Genomic DNA, 26,351 nt, shown 5'->3' with positions numbered 1-26,351 from the left:
TCCAGGTCACCGGTGCGACGGTCGTACGACAGAAGAAAGTTGATCACGTCTTGGCCTCCGCATCGAAGCTTACACAGAGCAGCTTCTGGGGGCTACGGCACACGGTTCGCGATCTCCGCTAGCGCTGCCAGCCGCGCCTTCGCGTTGCCGTGTAGCACTCGTGCACTGGACTGAATCCGCACCAGGTCATCGCGGTGCCTCCGCAACAGAGCGCGGAAGCCTTGGAGCGCTTCGTCATCCAAATCGCTGTTGTGTAGCTCGCGCTCATCTCTAGCGACGTCGGAGATCGCCGTCGCGGCGCGCTGCCTCACCAGTTCGAGATCAGCAAAGCTCTCTAGTGAAAGCGCATGAAGTTCAGCGATAACCGCAGCCCGGAGCGTGATGTCACCGTCTGGTCCCGGGCTCGGCGCCTCCCCATACCTGATCTGCCGCCCCCAGGTATCCGCCAGACGTTCGTACAGATCAGCCCAGAGCGCCTGCAACTCTGTTCTTACCTGGACCTCGACCGGCAGGCCGTCAGCCACGATAACGACGTGAAGCGCCCGATACCCGCTTATAGGATCCACTCGGCGGTCGACCGGCTTGGCGTTCGGGCAGTCGAAGAGCTGCACCAGATGCTCGACGATGCGATCTTGCTCTGAAAGGAACAAATCGCCCACGATGCGCACGCCCGAGATATCCCTGATGGCCGGAAGCTTAACCGCCGGTGTCCGGATCAGCTTATCGATCAGCGTGCCGAGCGTCTTGGTTCGAGCGGTCACGGCGAGGTCAACGGGGCGTCCGAGGACGCTAGACCAGTCCACCGCATCGATCCCCGACCGAACTGCCGTCGTGTTCTGGTCATAGCAATCCAGGACCTCGGCATAAAGGTCCCAGTCCTGATCGGTAGCGCGACCGCTGGCAAGACGTTCACCCAGGCGGGCAATCTGATTTTTGGATACCGGCAGAGGCACAAGAAGACCTTGTCACGTGCTGGACGGGGGTGCACGTCGTTGCGCCCCGACGTTGCAAGCGCCTACCGAGTCGATGGCAGGTCAGGGTCATCGACGGCCGGCCCGGCGACGGCGCCACCGTCACCCTCACGTTCCCCGCGGCGCCATGAGCCCGTCATGTGCGATTTGGTGTCCGTGCATGGCCTCGCGTGGGTGGGGTACCTGTAGGTTCGAGTTGCTGCGGAACCCTGATCTCGATGGAGCCGTTGACGCAGCAGCGACGTCGAACCTTTGACGCCTCGGCCGGGCACGGCCGCGATCACCGAAAGGGTCCCCTTTGATGACCACGGCCATGAAGAGCACACCCGCGCGCGGAGCCGCCCGCGAGCGGCACGTCAGCGCGTATGCGGAGCTCTCGAAGATCATCCAGTCGGCGGGGCTGCTGAAGCGCCGCTACACGTTCTACTGGACGCTGATCGGCGGCACCATCGCCGCGTTCGCCGCCATCTGGGTCGGCTTCGCGCTGCTCGGGGACTCCTGGTACCAGCTGCTGCTCGCCGCCGCGCTCGCCGTGGTGCTGGCCCAGTTCGGCTTCATCGGCCACGAGGGCGCCCACCGGCAGATCTTCGCGTCGCACCGCTGGAACGAGTGGACCGGCCGTGTCGTCTCCGGGCTGTTCGCCGGGCTCAGCTACAGCTGGTGGATGCGCAAGCACACGCGCCACCACCTCAACCCGAACAAGGAGGGCGCCGACCCCGACATCGCGCCGGGGGTGCTGGCGTTCTCGCCCGCGGCCTACCACCAGCGCGGCCGGGTCGGACAATGGCTCGCCGACCGGCAGGGCTGGTTCTTCTTCCCGCTGCTCCTGCTGGAAGGCATCGCGCTGCACGCGCACAGCATCCAGAACATCGCCCGGCGCGAGCGGCTCGAGCACCGCTGGGTCGAGATCCTGTTCATGACCGTCCGGCTCGGTGGCTACCTCGCGGCGCTGTTCATCGTGTTGCCGCCGGCCAAGGCCATCGCGTTCTTCTGCGTCCAGATGGGCCTGTTCGGGCTGCTCCTCGGCGGTGCGTTCGCGCCCAACCACAAGGGCATGCCGATCGTGCCCGCCTCTATGAAGATCGACTTCCTGCGCCGGCAGGTGCTCATGTCGCGCAACATCACGGGCGGCCCCGTCGTCGACCTCGCCATGGGCGGGCTCAACTACCAGGTCGAGCACCACCTGTTCCCGAGCATGCCGCGGCCCAACCTGCGCCGCGCTCAGCCCATCGTCAAGGACTTCTGCGCCCGGCACGGCATCGCGTACACGGAGACGACGCTGACCGGGTCCTACCGCATCGTGGTGCAGTACCTGAACGACGTCGGCCTCAGGGCGCGCGACCCGTTCCAGTGTCCGCTCACGGCGCAGTACCGGACGTAGATCTCCTGCCCCTGGCGCGGCGCGGCGCGCGCAGGGTCAGGCCCAGTGGTTGTCGTGGCGGAGGTAGAACGCCGTCCGCTCCTCCTCGCTCAGCTCCAGCCCCTTCGACACCGCCGCCAGGGTCTCGAAGTAGTCCTCGCGTGGCGCGCCCGGCGTGAACATGAGCAGCATCGACGCCGGCTCGCCGAGGACGTTCCTGAATCCGTGCACGCCGCCCGGCGGCACGTGCAGGAAGTCGCCCTGGGTCGCCTCCACCCAGGTCGTGCCGTCGAACAGCAGGACCGCACCCGTGAGGACGTAGAACGACTCCGTGATCGTGCGGTGGAAGTGCGGGCCGGGACCGGACTCGCCGGGCCCGAACGTCCACCGGTAGAGCCCGAAATCGCCGCCGGTCGAGGCTCCGGTCGCCAGGTAGTCCACCGTCACGCCGGACGCGTACGTCACTTCCGGCGCGGCGTCGGCGCGCCGGAGCCGGGCGCTGACCTCGCCGTTCTCGCCGTCGTAACGGGCGGGCGGATAGGACGGGAAACTCATGGTGCTCCTCCGGTCGTCGTGGACTCGGTTGGTGACCGAGCATCCGATGAGGCACACTAGACACCGACGGGACGCGACTACACGTCCCCGAGGTCGAGTGCGACGCGCCAACACAGGCGCCAGGTCCCCCTTCCAGATGAGCGGGCGTCCGATCGTGTCCGGCCACTCCCTCCACGTCCTCGGAAGGACGTTCGTGCCCACTGATACCCGCACGTCTCGGGGCGACGGCGCTCGCCGCCGCCCCCGTAACACCCGCCGTCCGGCCGCCTCGGCCACGACAACACACCCGGCCGTCGCGCCGGACACCACGCTCGCACAGCTCCACACCGTCACGGCCGACGACGACCGCTCGTTCGCCGAGCTCGGCGTCCCCGCGGCCATCGTCGCCGCCCTCGCCGCCGAGGGCGTCACCACGCCGTTCCCGATCCAGGCCGCGACGCTGCCGGACACCCTGGCCGGCCGCGACGTGCTCGGACGCGGCCAGACCGGCTCCGGCAAGACCATCGCGTTCGCCGTCCCGACGATCGCCAGGCTGGTCGCTTCGGGCGCCGTGCGCCAGGCGCGGCGGCCGCGCGCGCTGATCCTCGTCCCCACCCGCGAGCTGGCCAACCAGGTCGCCGCCGCCGTCGCGCCGCTCGCCGCGGCTACCGGCCTGCGCGTCGCCACCATCTTCGGCGGCGTCGGGCAGGGCCCGCAGGTCCGCTCGCTGTCCGCCGGCGTCGACGTGCTCATCGCCTGCCCGGGCCGGCTCGAGGACCTCATCGCCCAGCGCCACTGCGACCTCGGCGCCGTCGAGGTCACCGTGCTCGACGAGGCCGACCACATGGCCGACCTGGGCTTCCTGCCCGCGGTCCGGCGCCTGCTCGACGCGACCCCGCGCGGCGGCCAGCGGCTGCTGTTCTCGGCCACGCTCGACAACGGCATCGACACCCTGGTCCGGCGGTACCTCACCAAGCCCGTCATGCACTCGACCGCGCCCGCCGTCGCACGCGTCTCCGCCATGACCCACCACGTCATGGCCGTCGAGACCGGTGACAAGGCGCTGATCGTGCGCGAGCTGGCGTCCGGGCTCGGGCGCACGCTGCTGTTCGCCCGCACCAAGCACGGCGCGAAGAAGCTGGCCCGCGTCCTGACGGCGGCCGGCATCCCCGCCGTCGATCTGCACGGCAACCTCAGCCAGGGCGCCCGCGAGCGCAACCTCGCCGCCTTCTCCGCGGGGACGGCGCGCGTGCTGGTCGCCACCGACATCGCGGCCCGCGGCATCCACGTCGACGACATCGGCCTCGTCGTCCACGTCGACCCGCCCGCAGAGCACAAGGCCTACCTCCACCGCTCCGGCCGCACCGCCCGCGCCGGCGCCGACGGCGTCGTGGTCACCGTCATGACCCCCGACCAGACCGCCGACGTCCGCACTTTGACCCGGCAGGCGGGCATCACGCCCGCGATCACCCGAGTCTCACCCGGCCACCCGGCCATCGTCTCGCTGACGGGGCCGGCCGCGCCGCTGGTCACCCCGGCCGCGGCTCCGGTCGTACCTGCCGGGCCGGCCACCGCCGGCCGGCGGGGTCGCGGGGGCGGCTCGGGCTCGCGCTCGGGTTCGGGCTCGCGCTCGGGTTCGGACGGCGAGCCGGGCGGGCGCGGGCGACCGCGCCGCCGTGGCGGCCGCTCGGGTCGTGGCTCGGACGGTGGGGGTGCCGGTACCGGCGCCTCGGCCGGTCGCGACGGTCGCACCGGGGCTGGTCACCAGGACCGATCCGGCTCCAGCCCGACCGGCACGACGACGGGAGGCCGCCGCGGCGGTCGCGGCCGCACGGCCACGGCCCCCACGACCACGACGTCGCGCTCCGCTGACGCCTTCTCGGCCTCGCTCCGCCGCCGCTGACACCCGCCGGCCGGCATGCGGACGTCTTCACTTCCAGCGGTCGTCTTCACTATCGAAGGCAGTCTTCGGCGGACGTTCCTGCGCTCCGAGGACGGTCGGCGGTAGTGAAGACGGTCGGCGGCAGTGAAGACCGTCGGCGGCAGTGAAGCCGCGAGCTCCTGGGCGAGGCACCGTCGGCGGCAGTGAAGACCGTCGGCGGCAGTGAAGCCGCGAGCTCCTGGGCGAGGCACCGTCGGCGGCAGTGAAGACCGTCGGCGGCAGTGAAGACCGTCGGCGATAGTGAAGACCGTCGGCGGCAGTGAAGACCGTCGGCGGCAGTGAAGACTCTCGGAGTCGGCGGCCGCGTCCGGCCTGCCCCGTTGTGATCATGTGCGTGGGCGGCGCGTCAGCGACCGCGAGAGAACCTGATCATGGGCAGGCCCGGGCGCTCGGATCGGTGACGGGCTACTCCGCGCCGCCGGTGAACGGAGGCTCGCCCGGCTTGGTCGCGCGGAACCGCAGCGCCGACCACACGTCGTCGATGGCGACCTGGCCGTTGGGGCGCAGGCCGAACTCGGCGACGATCGGCCAGAGCGTGTCGCGGTTGATGTCCGCGCGGCCCCCTTTCGGGTAGGCGATCCAGATCACCGGCGGCGCCGTCACGGTGTCGCGGTGCTGCTCGAGGACGGTGCGGACCGACGCCGCGCCGTCGGCGAAGACGACCGCCACTGCGGCGCCCGCCGGGCCGTCCACGCTCCGGACGTCGGCGGGCAGCGGATCCAGCAGCCCCCGTCGGTCCGGGTGCGACACCCACACCGACGTGCCGGGCTTCACCAGCAGCTTCTCGGCCACGGTCCTGGTGCTCATCGCGAACTCCGCTCCTGCCGCTGATCGGCACTCGTGCGCTGTCTCGGTACTTCTCCAGCCTCTTACCGACAAGAAGTTTTGTCAAGGACTCCCTTGTTGTCAGCGGCCCACGGCTTGACAGAGCGATGTCACCGGTGTTTCTTTATGACTAACTTTAGTCGTGAAGGAAGTGCCGGATGCCCGTTCCCCGCGGTGACCTCACCCGCTCGGCCGTGCTGGCCGCGCTGGGCACGTCCGGGCCGCTGAGCAGGACGGACATCGCCCGCGTGCTGGGGGTGAGTCCCGCGACCGTCACGCAGATCGTGAAGGATCTGCTGGCGCGCGGGCTGGTCGCCGAGGTCGAGCACCGTCCGTCCCGCGGCGGCCGCCCGGCGGTGCTGCTGGGCCTGGTGGGGTCGGCCGGCCGGGCGCTCGGGGCGAAGGTCGCCGCCGACCACGTCGCCGTGGTCGACGTCCGCCTCGATGGCCAGGTGCGGCAGTCGTGGGAGTGGCCGTTCGACGCCATGGCCGCCGACGCCCCCGACCGGCTCGTCGACCTGCTCCGCCCACTCCTCGCAGCCGGCCCCGAGGGGGACGGTGAGAACGCGGCGCCGCTCCTGGGGGTCGGCGTGTGCGTGCCCGGGGCGGTCGACGATCAAGAGACGGGAGCCGTCGATGCGCCGACGCTGGGGTGGCAGCGCCTCGCCCTCGGCGCCCGGCTGCGCGCCGCCCTGCCCGTGCCCGTCCTCGTCGAGAACGACGTCAACGCGCTCGCCGTCGCCGAGCGGTTGTACGGCAGGGGCCGCCACCACCGCAACTTCCTCGTCGTCACCATCGGGCGCGGGGTGGGGGCCGGGCTGGTCGTCGACGGCAGCGTCTACCGCGGCACGAACGGCGGCGCCGGCGAGTTCGGCCACTTCCCCGTCCGCCCCGACGGACCGCGATGCTCGTGCGGCAACTCCGGCTGCCTCGAGGCGTCGGTCGGGCAGGAGGCACTGCTGCGCGCCGCCCAGCGGGCCGGCCTCACGAAGGCCGGCGCCACGCTCGCCGACCTGCAGCACCTCGCCGACTCCGGATCGACCACCGTCAGGGGCATCTTCTCCACCGCCGGCGGCATGTTCGGCCGCGGCGTCGCCGGGCTCATCAACGTCATGGACCCGGAGATCGTCATCGTGCTCGGGGAGGGTACCCGCGCCTGGGACCACTGGCGCCCCGGCTTCGAGCCCAGCCTGCGCGCGCACCTCATGCCGTCGCGCCGCGGCGTCCCCGTGGTCGTCGAGTCGTGGGACGACACGTCGTGGGCGCTCGGCGCCGCCGCCCTCGTCCTCGCGACCCCGTACGACGCGGCCGGCGCGACCGGCGGCCAGGGCGAGCTGGTCCGGGCCCGGCTCGGCGGCGCACTCGCCGGGGAGCTGTCATGAGCACCTCGACCGCGCCACGCACCCAACGGCAGCTGCCGCCGTCGCCGCCCCCCAAGAGACGACACCGCAGCACCCTCCGCTACGGCGGCAACCGGCTGCGCCGCGCCGGCATCGTCGCGCTGTTCCTGGCGCCGAGCCTGATCCCGCTGACGCTGTTCACGCTGGTCCCGATGGTCAGCTCGCTCTGGGTGGCGCTGCACGACTGGAACCTCATCACCCCCATGGAGTTCGTCGGCCTGGCGAACTTCCGCGAGCTCCTCACCGACGGCGACACGTGGGCGGCGTTCGGGCACACGCTCGGCTACATCGCCGGCTACCTGCCGCTCGTCTACCTCCTCGGGCTGGCCGCGGCGCTGGCCCTCAACACCGCCCTCAGAGGCCGCAACGTCTTCCGCGCGGCCTACTTCCTGCCGGTCGTCACCAGCTGGGTGGTCGTCGCGCTGTTGTGGCGATGGCTGCTGAGCCCGGCGAACGGCCTGGTCAACCACGTCCTCGGGCTCGTCGGCATCGACGGACCCGGCTGGTGGACCGACCCCGCGTGGGCCATGCCGTCGGTGATCCTCGCGTCGGCGTGGAAGGACCTCGGCTTCGTCATGATCATCCTGCTGGCCGGCCTGCAGGCCATCCCCGGCGAGCTGTACGACGCGGCACGGGTCGACGGCACCAGCGCCTGGCAGCGCTTCCGGCACGTCACGCTGCCGCTGCTGTCGCCGTCGACCTTCTTCGTGGTCGTCATCTCGCTGATCAACGGTTTTCAGGTGTTCGACCAGGTGTACGTCATGACGGGCGGCGGGCCGGCCGGCGCCACCGAGGTCGTCGTCCAGCAGATCTACGACCTCACCTTCCGCTACGGCCGGGCCGGCGACGCGTCGGCGCTGTCGTGGCTGCTCTTCGCCGTCGTCCTCGTCGTCACGATCGTCCAGGTCCGCGGCCAGCGCCGGTGGGTGACCTATGCGTAGGGCCGCGCTCTACGCAGGCGTCACCGTCGGCGCCCTCGTCATGCTGTTCCCGTTCACCTGGACGGTGATCACCTCGCTCACGCCGGGCGCGGGCCTGGGGACGCCGGACCTGATCCCGGACGAGCCCGGCCTCGACGCCTACCGCACGCTGCTCGACGCGATGCCGTTCTGGCGGATCCTGGCCAACAGCCTCTGGATCGCCGTCGCCTCGACGCTGCTGCAGCTCGTCACCAGCGCCATGGCCGCCTACGCCTTCGCCCGGCTCGACTTCCCCGGTCGCAACGCGCTGTTCCTCGTCTACCTCGCGACCCTCATGGTGCCGATGCAGGTGCTCGTCGTCCCGCTGTTCATCGAGATGCGCGAGCTGAACCTCGTCGACACCTACGCCGCCCTGCTGGCGCCGAGCATCGCGTCCGCGTTCGGCGTCTTCCTGCTGCGGCAGGCCGTCGCGCAGGTGCCGATCGAGCTGGACGAGGCGGCCACCATCGACGGCGCCGGGCACCTGCGCATCTTCGTCTCCGTCGTCTGGCCGCTGATGCGCCCGGCGCTGGCGACGTTCGCCGTGCTGGCGTTCATGTCCAGCTGGAACAGCTTCCTCTGGCCGCTGGTCGTCATCCGCTCGCCGGAGCTGATGACCCTGCCTCTCGGCCTCAGCACCCTGCACGGCCAGTTCACCACCGAGTGGGACGTGGTGATGGCCGGTTCCGTGATCAGCATCGTCCCGATCGCCGTGCTCTATCTCGCGGCGCAGAAATACGTCATCCAAGGCGTCGCCCGCTCCGGGCTCAAGTGACGCTCGACCGAACGGAGTTCCCATGGCACACCCGATCCGCCTCGGCACCGTCGCCGCCGCGGCCACACTCCTGGCCCTCTCGGCCTGCTCGCAGGGCTCCGCGACCCGCGAGGACAGCGGCGAGGACGGCCAGGTCGTCGTCCGCTACATGGAGTTCTCGTCCAACGGCGGCAACGAGCAGCACTTGGAAGAGATTGCCGCGTCGTTCGAACGTGAGAACCCGGGCATCGACGTCCAAATAGAGACCACGCCGTACGCCGACTACTTCACCAAGCTGCAGACGGCGGTCGCCGGCGGCACCGAGGCCGACGCGTTCGAGCTCAACTACGAGAACTTCGTCACCTACGCCGAGAGCGGCGCGCTGGCCGAGCTCGACGTCGACGGCGGCGCCTACACGCCGTCGCTGCTCGAGGCCTTCCAGCACGACGGCGCCCAGCTCGGCCTGCCGGAGTCGTTCAGCGACGTCGTCCTGTTCTACAACAAGGACCTGTTCGCGGCGGCCGGCGTGCCCGAGCCGACGGCGGACTGGACCTGGGAGGACGAGCGGGCCGCCGCTGAGGCGCTGACCGACACCGCGGCCGGCGTGTGGGGCGACTACCAGCCGGCCACGTTCCACGAGTTCTACAAGGCGCTGGCCCAGGCCGGCGGGCAGTTCCTCACCGAGGACGGCAGCGCGACGGCGTTCAACTCGCCCGAGGGCATCGCGGCCGCCACCTGGCTGGCCGGCAAGTCCGGCACCGTCATGCCGACCGAGGCCGAGGGCGCCGGCACGCCCGACTTCGACTCGACGCTGTTCCGCGAGGGCAAGCTCGCCATGTGGCACAGCGGCATCTGGATGTTCGGCCCGCTGGCCGACGTGCCGTTCGAGTGGGACGTCGTGGTCGAGCCGGGCGACGTCAACCAGGCCAGTGCCATGTTCACCAACGGCGTCGTGGTCAGCGCGAACAGCGAGCACCCCGAGGAGGCACAGGCGTGGCTGGAGTTCCTCACCTCGTCCGACACCACCGTCGACACCCGCCTGAACGCCGGGTGGGAGCTGCCGCCGATCGCCGACCAGGACAAGCTGGCGCCGTACCTCGAGCAGACCCCGCCGGCGAACCGGCAGGCCGTCTTCGACGCGCTCGAGGAGACCGTGCTGCCGCCGGTCATCGTCCGCCAGCAGGAGATGCAGGACGCCGTCACCGAGGAGCTGGGCAATGCCGCGGCCGGGCGCAAGACCGTCGAGCAGGCCGTCGCCGACGCCGCCGCCCGGGTGGACGAGCTGCTGTGACCGACGCTCCCACCCGGACCGGGCTGCTCGCGCTCGCCGAGGCGAGCCACCGGGTCATCGCGACCCACCAGGCGCCGTCCGGCGCCTACCCGGCCAGCCCGACGTTCAGCGCGTACCGCGGCTACAGCTGGTTCCGCGACGGCGCGTTCATCGCCGAGGGCGCCAGCCGTTACGGCGACGCCGAGGGCGCGGCGGCGTTCCACCGGTGGTGCGCCGAGGTGCTCGCCAAGCGCACCGACCAGGTCGACGCGCTGGCGGCACGGGCCGGGCGGGGCGAGCACATCCCGGTGGCCGACCTGCTGCCGACCCGCTACACCATCGACGGCGCCGTCGGGAACGACCCGTGGTGGGACTTCCAGCTCGACGGCTACGGCACCTGGCTGTGGGCGCTCGCGTCGCACACCGACCGGCACGGCGTGGTCGACGGCGTCGACGGCGGCGTGGCGACGGCGGTCCGCTACCTGACGACCTTCTGGTCCCGGCCCTGCTACGACTGGTGGGAGGAGCACGTCGACCAGCGGCACGTGTCGACGCTCGGCGCGATCCGGGCCGGGCTGGCGGCGGCGACGACGCACCCGGCGCTGGCGGGTGCGCTCTCGGCGGGTGAGCGCGCGGCCGCGGCGGACGCCGCCGGCGCCATCGATGCGCTGGTGCTGTCCTCGGGCGTCGCGGACGGGCACCTGACGAAGTGGCTCGGCGCGGCCGACGTCGACGCGAGCCTGCTGGCCTGCGTCGCGCCGTTCGGGCTGGTCGCCGTCGACAGCGAGGTCGGGCGGACGACGGTCGCCGCGGTCGAGCACGCGTTGTGCGTCGACGGCGGCGTGCACCGGTACGCCGCCGACACGTTCTACGGCGGCGGGCAGTGGCCCCTGCTCACGGCGTTCCTCGGCTGGAACCAGGCCGCGGCCGGGCGTGAGGACGAGGCGTGGGCATCGCTGCGCTGGATCGCCGCCCAGGCCACGCCGGCGGGCGAGCTGCCCGAGCAGGTGGGGCACCACCTGCTGGCGCCCGGCCGCGAGCAGGAGTGGATCGACCGGTGGGGCACGGTCGCGACGCCCCTGCTCTGGTCGCACGGCATGTACCTGGTGCTCGCGTCCGAGCTCGCACTGGTGGGGAGGGCCCGATGATCCGGCACCGCCCGTTCGGCTCCGAGCACCCGTACGCCGTCAGCGGCGACCAGCGGGTGCCGGCGCTCCCGGTCGACGGCGAGACCTGTGAGCTGCGGGTCCGGGCGTCGGCCGCGGTGGTCGCCGTGTCGTGCGAATGGTCCGGTGACGCCGGAGGCGGCATCGTGACCAGGCCGCTGCTGCCGCCGTCGTCGACGAGCAGCGACGACGAGACCGGCGGCGACGGCGGGCACCTGGCCGCCGCGCAGGCCCGCTCGCTCGCCGACCGCACCTACTGGTCGGTGACGACGCCGCCGCTGGCCGCCGGGACGGTGTACCGGTACCGGTTCGTGGCGACGACGGAGGGCGGCACGACCCGGCGGACCCGCTGGTACGAGGTCTCGGCCGGCGCCTGGTCGGCTGACGGCGGGTCGCTCGCGGTGGACGGCGACCGGCTGGTGCCGGGGAGCGTCGAGTGGCTGACCGGCGGCGAGGGGCTGCGGCGGGTCCGGTTCGCGCTGCGGCTGGCCGCGGACGAGCACGTGGTCGGCTTCGGCGAGCGCTACGACGCCGTCGACCAGCGCGGCCGCACGCTCGACGCCGTCGTGTTCGAGCAGTACAAGGCGCAGGGCGAGCACGGACGGACCTATCTGCCGATGCCGTTCGCGCTGGTCGTCGGCGCTGCCGGGTCGTGGGGGTTCCACGTCCGGACCGCCCGGCGGACGTGGTACGACGTCGGTGCGACGACGCCGGACCGGCTGGTCGTCGAGGCCGAGCTCGACGGCGACGACGCGCTCTCCGTCGGCGTCTTCACCGGCTCGCCCGCCGACGTGGTGCGGCAGTTCGTCGACGAGGCGGGCCGGCCCGAGGTGCTGCCGGACTGGGTGTTCCGGCTCTGGGCGAGCGGCAACGAGTGGAACACGCAGGACCGGGTCATGGCCGAGATGGACGCCCACCGGGAGCACGACATCCCCGTCGGCGCGCTGGTCATCGAGGCGTGGAGCGACGAGTCGACGTTCACGGCGTTCCGCGACGCTCAGTACGAGGTGAACGAGGACGGCGGGCCGCACCGGCTGGCCGACTTCACCTTCCCCGCCGGCGGCGCCTGGCCGGACCCTCGCGGGATGGTGGAGGAGCTGCACTCGAGGAACGTGAGGGTGCTGCTCTGGCAGATCCCGCTGCTGAAGATGCGACCGCACCCTCGCGGGCAGCTCGCGGCCGACGCCCGGGCGGCGGTGGCCGGCGGGTTCGTCGTCACCGAGGCGGACGGGCGGCCGTACCGCAACCGCGGCTGGTGGTTCCCGCTCGCGCTGATGCCGGACCTCGCGGCCGAGAAGGCGCGCGCGTGGTGGACGTCGAAGCGCCGTTATCTGGTCGAGGAGGTCGGGATCGACGGCTTCAAGACCGACGGCGGCGAGCACGCGTGGGGGCGCGACCTGCGGCACGACGGCGGTGCGCTGCGCGGCCTGGCCGGGAACCACCGGTTCCCCGTCGAGTACGCGCGCGCCTACGGCGACCTGCTGCGATCGGCCGGCAAGGCGCCCGTGACGTTCAGCCGGGCCGGGTTCACCGGCTCGCAGGCGCACGGCGCGTTCTGGGCCGGCGACGAGGACTCGACGTGGTCCGGCTTCCGGTCGGCGGTGGTCGCCGGGGTGACGGCGGGCGCCTGCGGGATCGTCTATTGGGGCTGGGACCTGGCCGGCTTCTCCGGCGACGTGCCCGACCCCGAGCTGTACCTGCGCGCCACCGCGGCGTCGGCGTTCATGCCGATCATGCAGTACCACTCGGAGTTCAACCACCACCGGCTGCCGCTGCGCGACCGCACGCCGTGGAACGTCGCCGAACGGACCGGCGACGAGCGGGTGCTGCCGGTGTTCCGCCGGTTCGCGCACCTGCGGGAGCGGCTGGTGTCGTACCTGTCGTCGTCGGCCTCGGCCGCGGTGGCGGGCGGGGCGCCGTTGATGCGGGGGCTGTTCTTCGACTTCCCGGGCGACGCGGCGGCGTGGTCGGTCGTGGACCGGCAGTTCCTGCTGGGCGACGCGCTGCTGGTGGCGCCGGTGCTCTCGGCCGGGGCGTCGACGTGGGACGTCTACCTGCCGGCGGGTGCCTGGGTCGACGTGTGGACGGCGACGCCGGTGGCCGGCGGGCAGATCGTCACCCGGCCGGTGCCGATCGACGAGGTCCCGGTGTACTGCCGTGCGGGTGCGTGGCCGTCGCTGCGAGGGGTGTTCGAAGACCTGCCGTCGTAGGGCAGGGTGTGACGATGACGTCCCGCATCGCGCACACGACCATCGACTGTGCCAACGCCTACCAGCTGTCGGAGTGGTGGAAGCAGGTCCTCGGCTACGTCGACATCGCCGACGACCCCAACGAGCCCGGCCACGAGGAGTGCATGATCCAGCGGCCGGACGGCAGCCACCAGGTGCTGTTCATCGAGGTGCCGGAGCCCAAGTCGGCGAAGAACAGGGTGCACTTCGACCTACGCCCCACCGACCGCACCCAGGACGAGGAGATCGAGCGGCTGCGCGGCATCGGCGCCACCGAGGTCGCCGACCATCGCGGCACGTACGGCCCCGGCACCGGCTGGGTCACCCTCGCCGACCCGGAGGGCAACGAGTTCTGCATCCTGCGCAGCGACGCCCAGGTGGCGGCCGCCGGCTCCTCGTAGGCGGTCGCCGGCTCTCCGTGACCGGACATGCCGGGATGAACGGGAAGTTCATCTCGGATTCACGCGGACGACGACCCGACGGCGGATCCTGCGCGCCCAGCCGATGTTGGCTGGGCGGAGTCCCGTCACGTCGAAGGAGGGCCGGTGCCGATCGCCCACCGGAGCCGCGGCCTGCGCCGGCTGGTCGCCGCCGCGGTCGCCGCCGTCGTCCCGGCCGCAGGAGTCGCCGTCGTCGCAGCACCGCCCGCGCAGGCGCATCCGTTCGGGCCGCCGCTCTCGGCGCGACTGGACGTCGACGGCGCCGAGGTCACGGTGACGTGGACGGCCGCCGAGGACGACTGGGTCAACCTGGGCGAGTTCCTCGGCGCCTTCACCGACCAGACCGACCAGACGGGCGGCACCGGCGAGCCGCTGACCGGCGCGCAGCTGCTGGCGCAGTCGGACAACCTGCCCAGCTACCTCCTGTCGCACTTCCTGATCGAGCAGGACGGGCAGCCGTGCCAGGGGCAGGTCACCGAGCTGCAGGACCTGGTGACGCTCGGCGCACAGCTGGTCTACACCTGCCCGCAGCCGGTCACCACCGTCGACCTCACGGTCACCACGCTCACCGACATCAACGAGGCCTACCGCACGGTCGTCACGTCGGACGTCTCGTCGGAGCCCGCGCAGGCGCTGTTCACGACGACCACCGCCACGCAGCAGTGGAGCTTCGACGCCGATGGTGGTGGCGGCACGGCGCAGGTGGCGCTGGCCGCGGCCGGCGGGCTGGTCATCGCCGCCGTCGCCGGTGGGGTGCTGTGGTGGCGGCGCGGCAGCCGCCGCGCCGATGGTGCCGGTGCCGCTGCCGCTGCCGACGTCGCCGGTTCCTCCCCGCAGACCGTCGAGGCGGCCCGGTGAACTGGCTCTACGAACTCGACAACCGGCTGATCTCGCTCTTCGACAACCCCGGCGTCTGGTGGGCCGGCCTCGTCGTCGCCGTCGTCGTCGGCTGCGCGCACGCCGTCGCCCCCGGGCACGGCAAGTCCATCGCCGCCGCGTACCTGCTCGGCTCGCACGGCCGGTACCGCGACGCGTTCCTGCTGGGCGCGATCGTCGCCGGCATGCACACGTTCTCGGTGCTCGTGCTGGCGCTGGGCTGGGTGGGGCTGACGGCGTCCGGCGGCACCGACACGCGGCTGCTCACGTCCTGGCTGCAGGTGATCTCGGCCGTCATCGTCATCGCCGTCGGCGTCGGCCTGCTGCGGCGGTTCGTGCGCAGCGTCCGGTCCGCGCCGGCGCTGGCCGCCGCCGATCACGGACACGGCCACGGGCACGGTCATGGACACGGGCATGGGCATGGGCACGGTCACGGCCATGAGCCGCCGCCCGGTGTGGCGCCCTGGTCCCGGCGGGGCCTGGTGGCGCTCGGGCTGTCCGGCGGGCTGCTGCCGTCGCCGTCGGCGTTCCTCATCCTGATCAGCGGCATCCTCACCGGGCGCACGCTGTACGCGCTGATCCTGGTGGTCTGCTTCGCGGTCGGCCTGGCAGGAACCCTCACCGCCGTCGGCCTGCTGGTGATCAAGGGCAGCTCGATACTGGGCGAGTCGGCGCGCCACTCGTCGCGGCTGGCCTGGATCACCCGCGGCGTCCCCCTGATCGCCGCTGTCGGCGTGACGCTCGGTGGGCTGGTCTACCTGTTCGTCGGCCTCTCGTCGGTCGCCTCCGCCTCCTGACATCCGTGCGGTCCGCACGGTGGACGACCCGATCGGCACGGTCGTCGTCCACGTGGCGCCGCAGTTCGGCCAGGACGCGGTCTTGCCGCCACGCGGACCGTTCCCGCCGAGTTCCGGATCGGCGTCATCGGGCTCTACTGAGCGGCGGCGAACTCCAGGAAGCCGTCCTGGACGAGAGTGCGGACCCGCGGCAACAGGTCGGCCCGCAGCTCCGCGGCATCGGCCTGGAGCACCGTCGCCAGCGCGTCGACGATCGCGCCGACCGGCAGTGTCGCGTCGCAGGCGCCGACGAAGCCGGCCTCGGCCGTCCCGGCGGTGACGGCACGCAGCAGGCCGCGGCGCTGCCGGAGGATCAGGTGCTCGGGATCCTCCTCCCCGGGCCGGCCGACCTGTTCCTGCACGAGGTCGCCGGCCATGGTGAGCCGGGCCCCGAGTAGCGCCTCGTCGTCGATGCGCAGGGCGGACACCCGGTCGAACCAGCCGGCGACGTGGTCGCCGAGCGGCTGCTCGACGGCGTGCGGCCAGTCCTCGATGCGCACGGACGGATCGGCGGCGCCGGAGCGGTGCAACGCGATCCAGCCGAACCCGATCCCCTCGACGGCGTTCTCGTCGAACCAGCGCAGCCAGCCGGCGTAGCGTTGCGCGTAGCCGGGCCCGCCGATCTCGCCGGAGTCGCGCAGCCACAGCTCCACGTACTCGGCGGGGTCCTCGACCTCGCGCTGGATCACCCAGGCGTCGCAGCCGGTCCCCTCGATCCACGAGGCGAGGCGGTCCTGCCAGTCCTGCCCGCGCACGTGCATCCAGTTCGCCAGCGACTGCAGCAGGCCGCCGTCGGCCAGGTGCGCCGCACCGTCGGCCACGACCCGGCGGGAGATCTCGTCGCCGGGCAGGCCGCCGTCGCGGTACACGTGGCTGCCGCCGGGCGAGACGACGAACGGCGGGTTCGTCGCGACGATGTCGAACGTCTCGCCCGCGACCGGCGCGAACAGGCTGCCCGCCCGCAGCTCGACCGTGTCGCCCAGGCCGTTGAGGCGCGCGGTCAGCGAGGCGAGCGCAAGCGCCCGCGGGTTCACGTCGGTCGCGACGATGTGCTCGCAGTGCCGGGCGAGGTGCAGCGACTGGACGCCGCAGCCGGTGCCGAGGTCGAGCGCACGGCCGGCCGGACGGCGGACGGTCAGCTGGGCGAGCGTACTGGAGGCCGCGTTGAGCCCGAGCACGTGGTCGCTCGCGATGGGCGCGCGGTGGCCGTCCATGCCGGGCGTGAGGTCGGCGACCACCCACCAGTCGCCGGTGTCGTCGGCGTACGGCCGGATGTCGACGACCGCCCGGACGGCGTCGTCATCGTAGTCGGCGGTCAGGAGACCGCCGGTGACCAGCGCCTCGATCGGCAGCACCCGCTCGATCGCGGGCCACTCGACCGGCTCCTGCAGCGACCACAGCCGGGTCAGCAACGCCAGGGCGTCGTCGCGTCCGGCGACCGCGAGCCGCCCGGGCGTGGTCTCGTTGCGGTCCAGCGCCGCCGACGCCCGCGGGCCGAGCAGGTCGCGGACCCCGTCGACGGTGTAGCCGGCCGCCGCGAGCGCGTCGCGCAGCCGGGCGCCGTCGTCGTCGGTCAGGCCCGGTAGTCGTGTCGTCACGTGGGTATTCTCACCCCGTGAGCGATAACCCCTTCGGCCCGGATGTGGTCTCCGCGGTTGCCAAGCACATGAACGAGGATCACACCGAGGACTCGCTGATGATCGTCAAGACGCTCGGCGACACGCCGGACGCCACCGCCGCGGAGCTCTTCCACGTCGACGGTTCGGGTGTCGACTTCAAGGTGACTGTCGGCGACGAGGAACGCGCCGTGCGCGTCCCGTTCAGCCGCCCACTCAGCGAACGGCCCGCGATCCGCGAGGAGCTCACCCGGATGTCCACGGAGGCCGCCGCCGCGCTCGGCGTCGAACCGCGCACCGAGTCCGGCTCCGGGCGCTGACCTGACCCGCGCGGCCGGCGTCCGGATCCCTACGGCGAGGTCCCGGCGACGGTGCGCAGCTGGGTCGAGGCGTCGCTCGGCACGCCGGTCGTGACGACGGCCGAGCAGTCCGGCGGGATGTCGCCGCGCGGCGCGACGCGGCCGTCGCCGCCGAGGCTGCGGGACCGGAGGCTGCCGGACCTGGCCGAGGTCCGGCGCGGCCGCTGGGCCGACGCTGTGCCACTGGGACGTGCGCGAGGACGACCTGCTGATCCGGTCCCGCGCCGCCGCGGTGTACGTCGACTGGGACATGGCCTGCCTCGGACCGTCTTCCGCCGACTCAACTGATTGCAATTCAGGAGCAGTTTCAGTAGCGTCACGCGCATGGGGCGCTGATCCACACCGGGACCTGTCACTCGACGGCTACATCGAGGACGCCGACGGGAACGTCGACCGGTTCGTCCCGGACCGAGAGGTGAGCACGTTCGTGGTCGATCCGCACCGGACCCACGGCAGCCACCCGCTCGGCGCCGGGCGTACGAGGTCATGGCGGTGTGGGAGAACCCGCAGGCGCTGAGCGCCGTGCCCGACCGGCTGGTACCGGATCCGCCCGACCCCGGGAGACCGCATGGGAAACCTGACCTACGAGATGATCACGTCGCTCGACGGCTACGTCGCCGACGCCGACGGGAACTTCGACTGGTCCGCTCCCGACGAGGAGCTCCACTCGTTCGTCAACGAGACGGCCAAGGGCATCGGCACGTTCCTCTACGGCCGGCGGATGTACGAGACGATGGTCTACTGGGAGACCGCGCACACCGTCCCCGACCAGCCCGAGTTCGTTCTCGAGTGGGCGCGCACGTGGCAGGCGGCCGACAAGGTCGTGTACTCGACGACGCTCGAGTCCGTGAGCAGCGGGCGAACCCGGCTGGAGCGCACGTTCGACCCCGACGCCGTCCGTGAGCTCAAGGCGACGGCGGGCCACGACCTCACCGTCGACGGACCGGGGCTGGCCGCGTCGGCCCTGCGCGCCGGCCTGGTCGACGAGGTGGGCCAGTACATCACGCCGGTGGTCGTCGGCGGCGGCACCCGCTTCCTCCCCGACGACGTCCGGCTCGACCTCGAGCTCGTCCAGCAGCGCCGCTTCGCCAACGGCGTCGTGTACGTCCACTACCGAGTGCGTCAGGGAGGCCCGACGCGATGACGAAGTACCTGATCTCGTTCCCCAGTGGCGCCATGAGCCTTCCCGCCGAGGATCGTCAAGCGGTCTCGGATGCGGCGCACGCGGTGGTGGACGAGGCGAAGGCCGCCGGCGTCTGGGTGTTCGGCGGTGGCATCGACGAGAGCGTTCCGCCCGTCCTGGTCGATGGGGACGGGACCGTGACCGAGGGCACCTATCCGCAGACGAAGCAGCTCGAAGGCGGCTACACGGTACTGGAGTTGCCCTCCCGCGAATCGGCACTGGAGTGGGCGGCGAAGATCGCGGTCGCCTGCCGGTGCGCCCAGGAGGTGCGCGCGTTCCAGTACGATCCCGCCGGCTGACGGGGGCCGGCTCCGGCCGCCGGCCGCATTCGGCTTCAGCAGGACCCGGGCCGCCGACCCAGCCCCAGCCCGTCGAGCGCTCGTGCGGCAGCGTCAGGTCGCGGCAGCGACCGGCTTGGACCGGTCGGTGAGCATCCGCACCGCCAGGGCGGCCAGCACCGAGCCCATGACCCAGCGCTGTGCCCGCAGCCACAGCGGCCTCGAGCCGAGGAACGACGCCAGCGCCCCCGCGGTGAGCACGATCAGCGCGTTCACCGTCAGCGCGACCGCGATCTGGGTCAACCCGAGCACCACGCTCTGCGTCGCGACGCCGCCGCGGGACGGGTCGACGAACTGCGGCAGCAGCGACACGTAGAGGATCGCGATCTTCGGGTTCAGCAGGTTCGTCACCAGGCCCATCGCGAACAGCCGCCGCGGCGGGTCGACCGGCAGCGGCTTCGGCGCGAACACCGAGTCGCCGCCCGGCCGGATCGCCTTCCACGCCAGCCACAGCAGGTAGGCCGCGCCGGCGATCTTCAACGCCGTGTACAGCGCCGGCACCAGCGTGAAGACCGCCGCGATGCCGGCCGCCGCGGCGAGCAGGTACACGAAGAACCCGGCCGCGACGCCGGTCAGCGAGATCAGCCCGGCCCGGCGGCCCTGGGTCACCGACCGCGACACCAGGTAGATCATGTTCGGCCCGGGCGTGAGCACGAGGCCCAGCGCGACGACCGCGATTCCGAGCAGCGCTCCAGTGCTCACCATGCCTCCTCCAACCCGTCGTCGGTGACGGCGATTCCGCACCACCGAAGTTGATCTTGCTCGAAAAGGTACGCCGGCGTTGCCTCACGATCACGTTCGACCACGGCCGGGCGGAGCGCGACTCCGCATGCGAGTCGAACAGGGTCGTGCGCCTGGTCGCTCCCGTGGGAACGACCAGGCGCACGAGTGGCGGTCAGGCCCGGCGGCGCCGGTCGTACAGCGCCACCGCGAGACCGCCGGCCAGCAGCAGCACGCCGGCGCCCAGGATCAGCGGCGGGTCCGAGCCGGTGTCGGGCAGGCCGCCGTCACCGTCGTCGGTCCCGTCGTCCGACCCGTTCTCCCCACCGCCCGGAGCGTCGCCGTTCTCGTCCCCTCCGTCCTCGGCACCGTCGTCGGAGCCGTCGTCGTCGCCCGACGGCGCCGCGGTGACGGTGAACTCCGCCGACGCGGAGCGCTCCGACTCCGCGCCTCGCAGCGTGACCGTCGCGGGGCCGACCGGCGAGTCGGCCGGCACGGTCCACTCGAGGGCGACCGTGCCGTCGGCCGACGTCGTGCCGGTGACGGTCACCGGGTCGGCCTCCGCGGCCTCGGCCAGCTCGGCGGCCGTGACGAACTCCAGCGGCACCCGCAGGTCGAACGCGCGGTTGGCCGCCGACCGGTGGTCGGTGCGCAGGTACAGCACGCAGCCCGCCCCGCAGTCGGCGTACTCGTCGGCCGCGACCAGCGCGATCGACGTCTCGGCCACGCCGGCCCCTCGAGCCTCAGCTGAGGTACCTGCTTCGGCTACCCCATCGGTGATGGGCACCACGATGTCCTCGCTCCCCGGGTACGGGAAGTTCGTGATCCACCGCGACGTGCCGGACTCGCCGGTCGTGTCGACGCCGCCGATGGCCGGCGTCGCGACCTCGCCCGGGCCGTTGTCGACCGCCGTCAGCAGGTAGAACCTGGCGGGGGCCTCCGGGGTGTTCTCCGCACTCGTCGGCTCGAGCCCGGTGAGCGTGACGTCCAGCTCGCCGCCGACGACGACCAGCAGCTTGCCGTCGCGCTGGACCAGCGGGCTGCCGTCCGCCGACCGGACGGTGACCGCCTGGCCGTGGTCGTTGTCGAAGGTGAGCTCCTCGGTCGCGGCATCGACGACGATCGTCGCCTCGATGCTCTCCTCCGCGCCGAAGCCGGTGCCGTCGAAGGTGACCGTCTCGCCCTGCGCCACCGACTCGGGGTCGACGGTGACCGCCGGCTCCGGGTCGGGCTCGGGCTCCTCGTCCGCCGCCTCGACGGTGAACGTGGTGCTCGCCAGCGACTCGTCCGCCACCACGAGGTCGACGGTGTGCCCGCCGGCCGCGAACTCCGCCGGGACGGTCCAGCCGATCTCGACCGTGCCGTCCGCGCCGACGGTGCCGGTGCCGGCCTCGACCGCCGCCCGTGCCAGGCGGGCCGCCGCGGCCTCGCCGGCGGGGACCTCGAACGTGACGGGGTCCAGCTCGGTGCCCGCGGGGTAGAAGTCCGCGAACGCCGCCACACCGTCCTCCGTCAGGGTCGCCGGCACGTCCGACGCCGCGACCACGCCGTCGGCCTCGGTCACCGGGTGGTCGGTGAAGTCCAGCGCCGCCAGCTCGACGTCGTCGTACGTCACCAGCTCGCCGCTGGCCAGCGACTTGCTGACCACGTCGGCCACCAGCACGCCGTCGGTCGCCGACGACACCGCGACCCGCGGGTCGGTGATGGTCAGCTCGAGCAGCGGGCCGGCGCCCATGTCGTGACCGGAGAAGTAGACCTCGCCGCCGAACGACAGCGCGGTCGCGTCACCGGTGCCGTCGGCGAAACGGTAGGTGCCGTCGGCGTTCTGCGTCGCCGGGTCGCGCACCTCGATGGCGCCGTGCGCGATCGGCCCGGTGATGTAGTTCCGGAACGACGCCTTCACTCCCCAGTCGAGCGTGCCGGTGCCGGTCGGCGAGGCCTCGTGGTCGACCACGGCGGCCACCGTCGTGCCGGGCACGAACCCGGTTCCGGTGAAGGTGACCGGCTCGCCCTGCACCACGGGGTCCGGTGCCACGGTCACGGCCGGCTCCGGCTGCGGGCCGGGGTCGTCCGCGAACGTCACCGGAACCAGCACGTCCTGGCTGCGGTCGGCGCGGTAGTCCACCGGTGTCGCGTCGGCCTCCTGCGCCGAGCTGAAGCTCGCCACGAAGCAGGCGGTCGTCACGCAGTCCAGTCCGCTGCCCGTGACGGTGCCCGCCACCACCAGCGTCCGCGACAACGTGCCGCCGGCGTCGGCCTGCACGACCTCGTGCTGCAGCCAGCCGGTCGGCCAGCCGTACTCGGGGTCCTGCTCGGCGTTCGCGGTGACGGCGAGTGAGATGCGGCGGTTCGGCGCGAAGCCGGTGCCCTCGATCCTCACCTCGGTGCCGACGGCCAGCTCCCCCGTCGGCGTGACGGTGAGCTGCGGCGTGCGGACGTCGGCGAACGTGATCGGCGTCTGCGTGGTGAACGCCGGATCCGCCTCCGGCTCCACCGGCGACGTGTAGACCGCCAGCGTGGTGCCCGGCTCGACCCGGCCCGTCGTCAGCGTGACCTCGAACTCGCCCAGCAGCGCCGCCCGGGCGGTGGCGAGCAGCCCGGCCGCCTCGAACGTCACGGTCTCGACCGGGTCCAGCGCCGGGACGCTGCCGTCGCCGGTCAGCTCGCCGATGCCGACCCGCAGCCCGCCGGCCAGGTCGGCGGGGGTGAACCCGGACCCGGTGACGGTGATCTGGTCGGCGTACGGGTCGAGATCCTCGATCTCCGAGACGGTGACCGCCGGCGTGGGCGCCGGCGGCTCGTCCTCGAGCGCGACGGTGAACGTGACGGCGTCCAGCTCGGTGCCCGCGGGGTAGAAGTCCGCGAACGCCGCCACGCCGTCGGCCGTCAGGGTCGCCGGTACGTCCGAGGCGGCCGCGACCCCGTCGGTCACCGTGACCGGGTGGTCGGTGAAGTCGAGCTCGGCGAGCTCGACGTCGTCGTAGGTGACCAGGTCACCCGAGGCCAGCGACTTGCTCACCACGTCGGCGACGAGGGTGCCGCCGGAGCCGGCGACCTCCACCCGCGGGTCGGTGATGGTCAGCTCGAGCAGCGGGCCGGCGCCCAGGTCGTGCCCGGAGAAGTGCACCTCGCCGGCGAAGCCGAGCTCCGCCGCCGACGCGTCACCCGTGCCGGTGCCGTCGTTGAACCGGAACGTGCCGTCCTCGTTCTGCGTCGCCGGGTCGCGCACCTCGATGGCGCCGTGCGCGATCGGCCCGGTGACGTAGTTCCGGAACGACGCCTTCACACCCCAGTCGAGGTGGCTGTCGCCGACCGGCGGCTCTTCGCCGGCGAACGTGATCGGGACGAAGACGCTCTGTGCCAGGTCGGCGCGGCCGCTCGGGAAGAGGGCGACCGTGCACTCGACCTGGCGGCAGTCCACCGTCGAGCCGTCCTGCGCGGTGAAGGTCGGCGCGATGCCGTCCAGCCGCAGCGCCCACGCGCCGTCGCCCTCGCCGGGGACCAGCTGGCTGGTGCCGGCTGGGTTGCGCGGCAGCTCCCGCGGGTCGCTGACGTCGCCGAGTGCGGTGGTCTGCACGACCAGCACGTGGTCACCGGCGATGAAGCCGGTGCCGTGCACGTGCGTGGCACCGCCCTCCGCCGGGAACTCGGCGGTGTCCAGCGTCGCCGACGGCGCGGGCCGCTCGGCGTCGTCGAACGCGATCGGCGCCCAGGCGTCCTGGCTCCGGTCGCCCGGGTTGCCGAAATCGGTCGCCAGCAGGACACACTCCACGACCTTGCAGTCGTAGACATCGCCGCCGCCGTCCGGCACGAACCGCGACGTCACGGCGGTCAGCCTGGCCGGGACGATGAACTCCCCGCCGGCCGTCGTCATGACCCGGGCCGAGCCGGCCGCCGCCGGCCAGGTCGACGGGTCCGCGCCCTCGACCCGGACCGCCTGCACGACCTCGATCGCCCGCTGCGGTGCGAAGCCGCTGCCGGTCACCTCGACGGCGTTGCTGCCGGCGTTGTCCAGGGCGGCCGACGCGGACAGCGTCAGCGCCGGCATCGCAGGCTCGCTCACCGTGAGCGGGACGGACAGCTCCTGGTCGGCGTTCGTCGTGCCGCCGGCCGCGTACGTGTACACGCCGAGCGTGGTGTCCGCCGGCCACTCGACCGGCTCGCCGGTGGTGCGGTCGACCGGCTTGGCCAGCGTCAGCTCGGCCGTGAACGTGCCGTCCTCGTCGATCTCGGCCCACTGCGCCCGGATCGCGTCCTGGTACTGCGCCGGGACCTGATCCAAGGCGGCCTGCGCCAGCGCCCACGTCTGGGCGCCGACGGTGCGGGCGCTCGACGGCGCCCCTGCCGATGGCTGCCACGTCTCGGCGAACGAGCCGAAGACGACGTAGCTGCCCGCCGGGACGCCGGCCGGGATCGGCGGGCGGTTGCCCTCGGGCGCGACGTTGCCGGCCGGGTCGAAGCCGGAGCCCTTCACGACGACGGTGTCGCCGTAGGTCAGCTCCGCCTCGGCGGCCGGCGTCACGCCGTCGGCCGCGAACACCTCGATCGACGGCTCGAAGACCGGCTCGCCGTCGGCGAGCGGGATCGCCACCTCGGCGTCGTGGCTGTGGTCGCCCGGCGTGGTGCTGAACGTGACGAAGACGTAGTCCTTCTCGGGGTCGAGCAGCCCCTTCTCGACGTACAGCCCGGCGTCGAAGAACCCGTCAGTGAAGTTGACCGAGTGGATCTCGCTCCACGTGACCGTGTCGGTCTCGCGGTCGAACGTGTCGTCGCGGGCGGCCCAGACGTCGGCCTCGACGACGGCGAGCGTGACGGTGCTGGTCGGCACCGGGTAGCCGCCGCCCACCGCCGACAGGACGAGGTAGTCCGCGGCGGGATCGAACTCGGCGCCCTCGGGGAAGGCGAGGGTCGGCTCGCTCGGCGCCGGCAGCACGGTCAGCTCGGCCGGCTCGGTGACGACGTCCGCGCCGCGGCCGTTGCCGCCGGCCGCGCGGACCAGCAGGCCGTCCTGCTCCGCCGTCACGCCGGTCAGCTCGAGGCTGCTGGCGATGCCGGCCGCGCCGTGGTCGGTCCACGTCGCGCCGCCGTCGGCGCTGGTCTGCCACTGGTACGTGGGCCGCGGCCAGCCGGCGATGTCGGCGGCGAACTGCGCCTTGTAGCCCTCGAACGTGATGACGTCGAGCGGCGACGACCACAGCTCGGGTGCCGCGGCGTCCTGCACCTGCACACCCGCGGCGGTCGACGTCAGCGACGTCGTGCTGTTGGCGACGATCACCCGGACGTAGGTGCCGGTGTCGGCCGGCGTCACCCCCGGCAGCGTCAGCGTGGTGCTCGTCGCGCCGTCGACGTTCTGCCACTCGGTCGCGCCGGGCGCGCGCCGCTGCCACTGGTAGGTCAGCGCATCGTCGCTCTCGGCGGTGACGGTGAACGTGGCGTCCTCGCCGGTGACGGCCTGCGCCCATTGCGGCTGTCCGGTGATCGTCACCGGGTACACGTCGACGAGCTCAGGCACGCCGCCGTCGAGCTCGATCAGGACGGGCAGCGGCGGCTTGTTCGGGTCGGCGCTGAGGCCGCTGGTGTGCCAGTACGAGGACAGCCCGGTGCGGTAGTGGAAGTCGACGATCGGCGTCGGCCAGGAGCCCCAGTTCGGGTTGGCCGCCTTGGCCTCGTCCGGGATCGCCGACGTCTCGCGCCGGCCGGACTCCGGGTCGGCCGGGTCGTTCAGCGGGAAGTAGTCCACGCCCTGGTAGACCGGGGTGCCGGTGAGCGCGCCGTCGACGACCTGGACGCCGTCCAGCTCCAGGATCGTGACGTCCTGCTCCGGGTCCAGCGGCTCCTTGACCGTCGGGTCCTCCATCGACGACGCGAAGCCGCCGACCTCCGCGGTGATGACGCCGTGGCCGTCGGCGTCGACCGTCAGCCGCGGGTCGCGGACGTACCACGGCACCATGCCGCCGTAGGAGTAGATGGTGAACGCGCCGGTCCACGAGATGGCGCCGGCGCCGGTCGCCTCGATCCGCCCGGTGCCGCCGGTGAACAGCGCGCGCTGGTTGATCTTGTCGTCGGCGATCGGGTGGCAGCGGTTCTCCGCCGTCACCGCGGTGGCGCGGCCGTCGGCCAGCCGCTTGAGCAGGTGGACGTCGCCGTCCTGGGTCTGGTAGCTGGCCTCGGTGCCGTCGGCGATGCCGGCGACGAAGAAGCTGCAGCCGCCGGCCGGCGAGCCGTACTGCGAGACGAGGTTGATGCCCCACTCGAACGTGGCGGCGGTGACGTCGATCGGCTCCGGGTCCGGGTCGGTCTGCTCGGCGACGGTGAGCGGGACGGACAGCTCCTGGTCGGCGTTCGTGGTGCCGCCGGCGGCATAGGTGTAGACGCCGAGGGTGGTGTCCGCCGGCCACTCGACCGGCTCACCGGTCGTGCGGTCCGTGGGCTTGGCCAGCGTCAGCTCGGCCGTGAACGTGCCGTCCTCGTCGATCTCGGCCCACTGCGCCCGGATCGCGTCCTGGTACTGCGCCGGGACCTGATCCAAGGCGGCCTGCGCCAGCGCCCACGTCTGGGCGCCGACGGTGCGGGC

General features: G+C 72.5%; 20 protein-coding genes. 14 read left to right on the top strand and 6 right to left on the bottom strand.

The features are described from left to right. Positions 1 to 92: 92 nt before the first annotated feature. Positions 93 to 953 carry a nucleotidyltransferase family protein gene (locus E1212_RS10655; protein ID WP_131982114.1) on the bottom strand — a complete coding sequence of 287 codons (861 nt, stop codon included), beginning with the start codon at positions 951 to 953 and terminating at the stop codon, positions 93 to 95. Positions 954 to 1,272: 319 nt separating this feature from the next. Here E1212_RS10655 and E1212_RS10650 point away from each other — a divergent pair, with 319 nt between their 5' ends. Beyond that, the gene (locus E1212_RS10650) at positions 1,273 to 2,352 is read left to right on the top strand and encodes a fatty acid desaturase family protein (RefSeq protein WP_131982112.1); all 1,080 of its coding nucleotides are present in this window, start codon (positions 1,273 to 1,275) and stop codon (positions 2,350 to 2,352) included. Positions 2,353 to 2,388: 36 nt separating this feature from the next. Here the strand turns inward: E1212_RS10650 and E1212_RS10645 are convergent, their stop codons facing one another. Further along, complete coding sequence (locus E1212_RS10645; RefSeq protein WP_131982110.1) at positions 2,389 to 2,886, bottom strand: cupin domain-containing protein; 498 nt, start codon at positions 2,884 to 2,886, stop codon at positions 2,389 to 2,391. A 46-nt stretch (positions 2,887 to 2,932) separates the two neighbouring features. Between E1212_RS10645 and E1212_RS10640 the strand changes: the two genes are divergently transcribed. Next, complete coding sequence (locus E1212_RS10640; protein ID WP_476702852.1) at positions 2,933 to 4,768, top strand: DEAD/DEAH box helicase; 1,836 nt, start codon at positions 2,933 to 2,935, stop codon at positions 4,766 to 4,768. Between the two features lie 444 nt (positions 4,769 to 5,212). On the opposite strand, the gene E1212_RS10635 is transcribed toward E1212_RS10640, so the two are convergent. After that, positions 5,213 to 5,614 (bottom strand): hypothetical protein, encoded by a 402-nt coding sequence (locus tag E1212_RS10635; protein ID WP_131982106.1) that lies wholly within the window; start codon positions 5,612 to 5,614, stop codon positions 5,213 to 5,215. A gap of 176 nt (positions 5,615 to 5,790) precedes the next feature. On the opposite strand from E1212_RS10635, the gene E1212_RS10630 reads away from it, so the two are divergent. From E1212_RS10630 to E1212_RS10590, 9 genes are all read left to right on the top strand, one after another. Next, on the top strand, positions 5,791 to 7,014 hold the full coding sequence (locus E1212_RS10630; RefSeq protein WP_131982104.1) for an ROK family transcriptional regulator: 1,224 nt from the start codon (positions 5,791 to 5,793) through the stop codon (positions 7,012 to 7,014). Then, entirely contained in the window at positions 7,011 to 7,973 is a 963-nt protein-coding gene (locus E1212_RS10625; protein WP_131982102.1) for a carbohydrate ABC transporter permease, read from the top strand. The genes E1212_RS10630 and E1212_RS10625 overlap by 4 nt, the downstream gene beginning before the upstream one ends. Next, a complete protein-coding gene (locus E1212_RS10620; protein WP_131982100.1) occupies positions 7,966 to 8,766 on the top strand; it encodes a carbohydrate ABC transporter permease in 801 nt (266 codons plus the stop codon). The genes E1212_RS10625 and E1212_RS10620 overlap by 8 nt, the downstream gene beginning before the upstream one ends. A gap of 22 nt (positions 8,767 to 8,788) precedes the next feature. Further along, positions 8,789 to 10,036 carry an ABC transporter substrate-binding protein gene (locus tag E1212_RS10615; RefSeq protein WP_131982098.1) on the top strand — a complete coding sequence of 416 codons (1,248 nt, stop codon included), beginning with the start codon at positions 8,789 to 8,791 and terminating at the stop codon, positions 10,034 to 10,036. After that, positions 10,033 to 11,163 (top strand): glycoside hydrolase family 15 protein, encoded by a 1,131-nt coding sequence (locus E1212_RS10610; protein ID WP_131982096.1) that lies wholly within the window; start codon positions 10,033 to 10,035, stop codon positions 11,161 to 11,163. The genes E1212_RS10615 and E1212_RS10610 overlap by 4 nt, the downstream gene beginning before the upstream one ends. Next, the gene (locus tag E1212_RS10605) at positions 11,160 to 13,391 is read left to right on the top strand and encodes a glycoside hydrolase family 31 protein (RefSeq protein WP_131982094.1); all 2,232 of its coding nucleotides are present in this window, start codon (positions 11,160 to 11,162) and stop codon (positions 13,389 to 13,391) included. Before E1212_RS10610 ends, E1212_RS10605 begins: the two co-directional genes overlap by 4 nt. A 14-nt stretch (positions 13,392 to 13,405) precedes the next feature. Next, entirely contained in the window at positions 13,406 to 13,810 is a 405-nt protein-coding gene (locus tag E1212_RS10600; protein WP_131982092.1) for a VOC family protein, read from the top strand. Positions 13,811 to 13,954: 144 nt separating this feature from the next. Then, entirely contained in the window at positions 13,955 to 14,707 is a 753-nt protein-coding gene (locus E1212_RS10595) for a hypothetical protein (protein ID WP_131982090.1), read from the top strand. Next, entirely contained in the window at positions 14,704 to 15,522 is an 819-nt protein-coding gene (locus E1212_RS10590) for a hypothetical protein (RefSeq protein ID WP_131982088.1), read from the top strand. The genes E1212_RS10595 and E1212_RS10590 overlap by 4 nt, the downstream gene beginning before the upstream one ends. A gap of 134 nt (positions 15,523 to 15,656) precedes the next feature. On the opposite strand, the gene E1212_RS10585 is transcribed toward E1212_RS10590, so the two are convergent. Then, positions 15,657 to 17,159 carry a DUF7059 domain-containing protein gene (locus E1212_RS10585; protein ID WP_238992308.1) on the bottom strand — a complete coding sequence of 501 codons (1,503 nt, stop codon included), beginning with the start codon at positions 17,157 to 17,159 and terminating at the stop codon, positions 15,657 to 15,659. Positions 17,160 to 17,176: 17 nt separating this feature from the next. Between E1212_RS10585 and E1212_RS10580 the strand changes: the two genes are divergently transcribed. The 3 genes from E1212_RS10580 (at position 17,177) to E1212_RS10570 (ending at position 19,018) form a co-directional block, all read left to right on the top strand. After that, positions 17,177 to 17,497: a DUF2470 domain-containing protein gene (locus tag E1212_RS10580; protein WP_203416734.1), complete on the top strand. Its 321-nt coding sequence runs from the start codon at positions 17,177 to 17,179 to the stop codon at positions 17,495 to 17,497. 607 nt (positions 17,498 to 18,104) lie between these two features. Further along, positions 18,105 to 18,680 (top strand): dihydrofolate reductase family protein, encoded by a 576-nt coding sequence (locus tag E1212_RS10575; RefSeq protein WP_131982086.1) that lies wholly within the window; start codon positions 18,105 to 18,107, stop codon positions 18,678 to 18,680. Continuing rightward, a complete protein-coding gene (locus tag E1212_RS10570; RefSeq protein ID WP_131982084.1) occupies positions 18,677 to 19,018 on the top strand; it encodes a YciI family protein in 342 nt (113 codons plus the stop codon). The genes E1212_RS10575 and E1212_RS10570 overlap by 4 nt, the downstream gene beginning before the upstream one ends. Positions 19,019 to 19,111: 93 nt before the next feature. On the opposite strand, the gene E1212_RS10565 is transcribed toward E1212_RS10570, so the two are convergent. Both E1212_RS10565 and E1212_RS29380 read right to left on the bottom strand, forming a co-directional pair. Further along, positions 19,112 to 19,762: a LysE family translocator gene (locus tag E1212_RS10565; protein WP_131982082.1), complete on the bottom strand. Its 651-nt coding sequence runs from the start codon at positions 19,760 to 19,762 to the stop codon at positions 19,112 to 19,114. Between the two features lie 190 nt (positions 19,763 to 19,952). Continuing rightward, positions 19,953 to 26,306, bottom strand: coding sequence for an HtaA domain-containing protein (locus E1212_RS29380; RefSeq protein ID WP_203416733.1), 6,354 nt, complete (start codon positions 26,304 to 26,306; stop codon positions 19,953 to 19,955). Positions 26,307 to 26,351: the final 45 nt, after the last annotated feature.

The organism is Jiangella ureilytica, from assembly GCF_004348545.1.
GTDB classification, from domain to species: Bacteria; Actinomycetota; Actinomycetes; order Jiangellales; family Jiangellaceae; genus Jiangella; species Jiangella ureilytica.
This window is presented reverse-complemented; position numbering and strand designations above follow the sequence as displayed.

Coding starts and splice junctions, on each gene's coding strand:
- E1212_RS10605 (WP_131982094.1), top strand. CDS start 11,160: ATGATCCGGCACCGCCCGTTCGGCTCCGAGCACCCGTACGCCGTCAGC.
- E1212_RS10565 (WP_131982082.1), bottom strand. CDS start 19,762: ATGGTGAGCACTGGAGCGCTGCTCGGAATCGCGGTCGTCGCGCTGGGC.
- E1212_RS10625 (WP_131982102.1), top strand. CDS start 7,011: ATGAGCACCTCGACCGCGCCACGCACCCAACGGCAGCTGCCGCCGTCG.
- E1212_RS10600 (WP_131982092.1), top strand. CDS start 13,406: ATGACGTCCCGCATCGCGCACACGACCATCGACTGTGCCAACGCCTAC.
- E1212_RS10630 (WP_131982104.1), top strand. CDS start 5,791: ATGCCCGTTCCCCGCGGTGACCTCACCCGCTCGGCCGTGCTGGCCGCG.
- E1212_RS10645 (WP_131982110.1), bottom strand. CDS start 2,886: ATGAGTTTCCCGTCCTATCCGCCCGCCCGTTACGACGGCGAGAACGGC.
- E1212_RS10650 (WP_131982112.1), top strand. CDS start 1,273: ATGACCACGGCCATGAAGAGCACACCCGCGCGCGGAGCCGCCCGCGAG.
- E1212_RS10575 (WP_131982086.1), top strand. CDS start 18,105: ATGGGAAACCTGACCTACGAGATGATCACGTCGCTCGACGGCTACGTC.
- E1212_RS10570 (WP_131982084.1), top strand. CDS start 18,677: ATGACGAAGTACCTGATCTCGTTCCCCAGTGGCGCCATGAGCCTTCCC.
- E1212_RS10620 (WP_131982100.1), top strand. CDS start 7,966: ATGCGTAGGGCCGCGCTCTACGCAGGCGTCACCGTCGGCGCCCTCGTC.
- E1212_RS10640 (WP_476702852.1), top strand. CDS start 2,933: ATGAGGCACACTAGACACCGACGGGACGCGACTACACGTCCCCGAGGT.
- E1212_RS10615 (WP_131982098.1), top strand. CDS start 8,789: ATGGCACACCCGATCCGCCTCGGCACCGTCGCCGCCGCGGCCACACTC.
- E1212_RS10635 (WP_131982106.1), bottom strand. CDS start 5,614: ATGAGCACCAGGACCGTGGCCGAGAAGCTGCTGGTGAAGCCCGGCACG.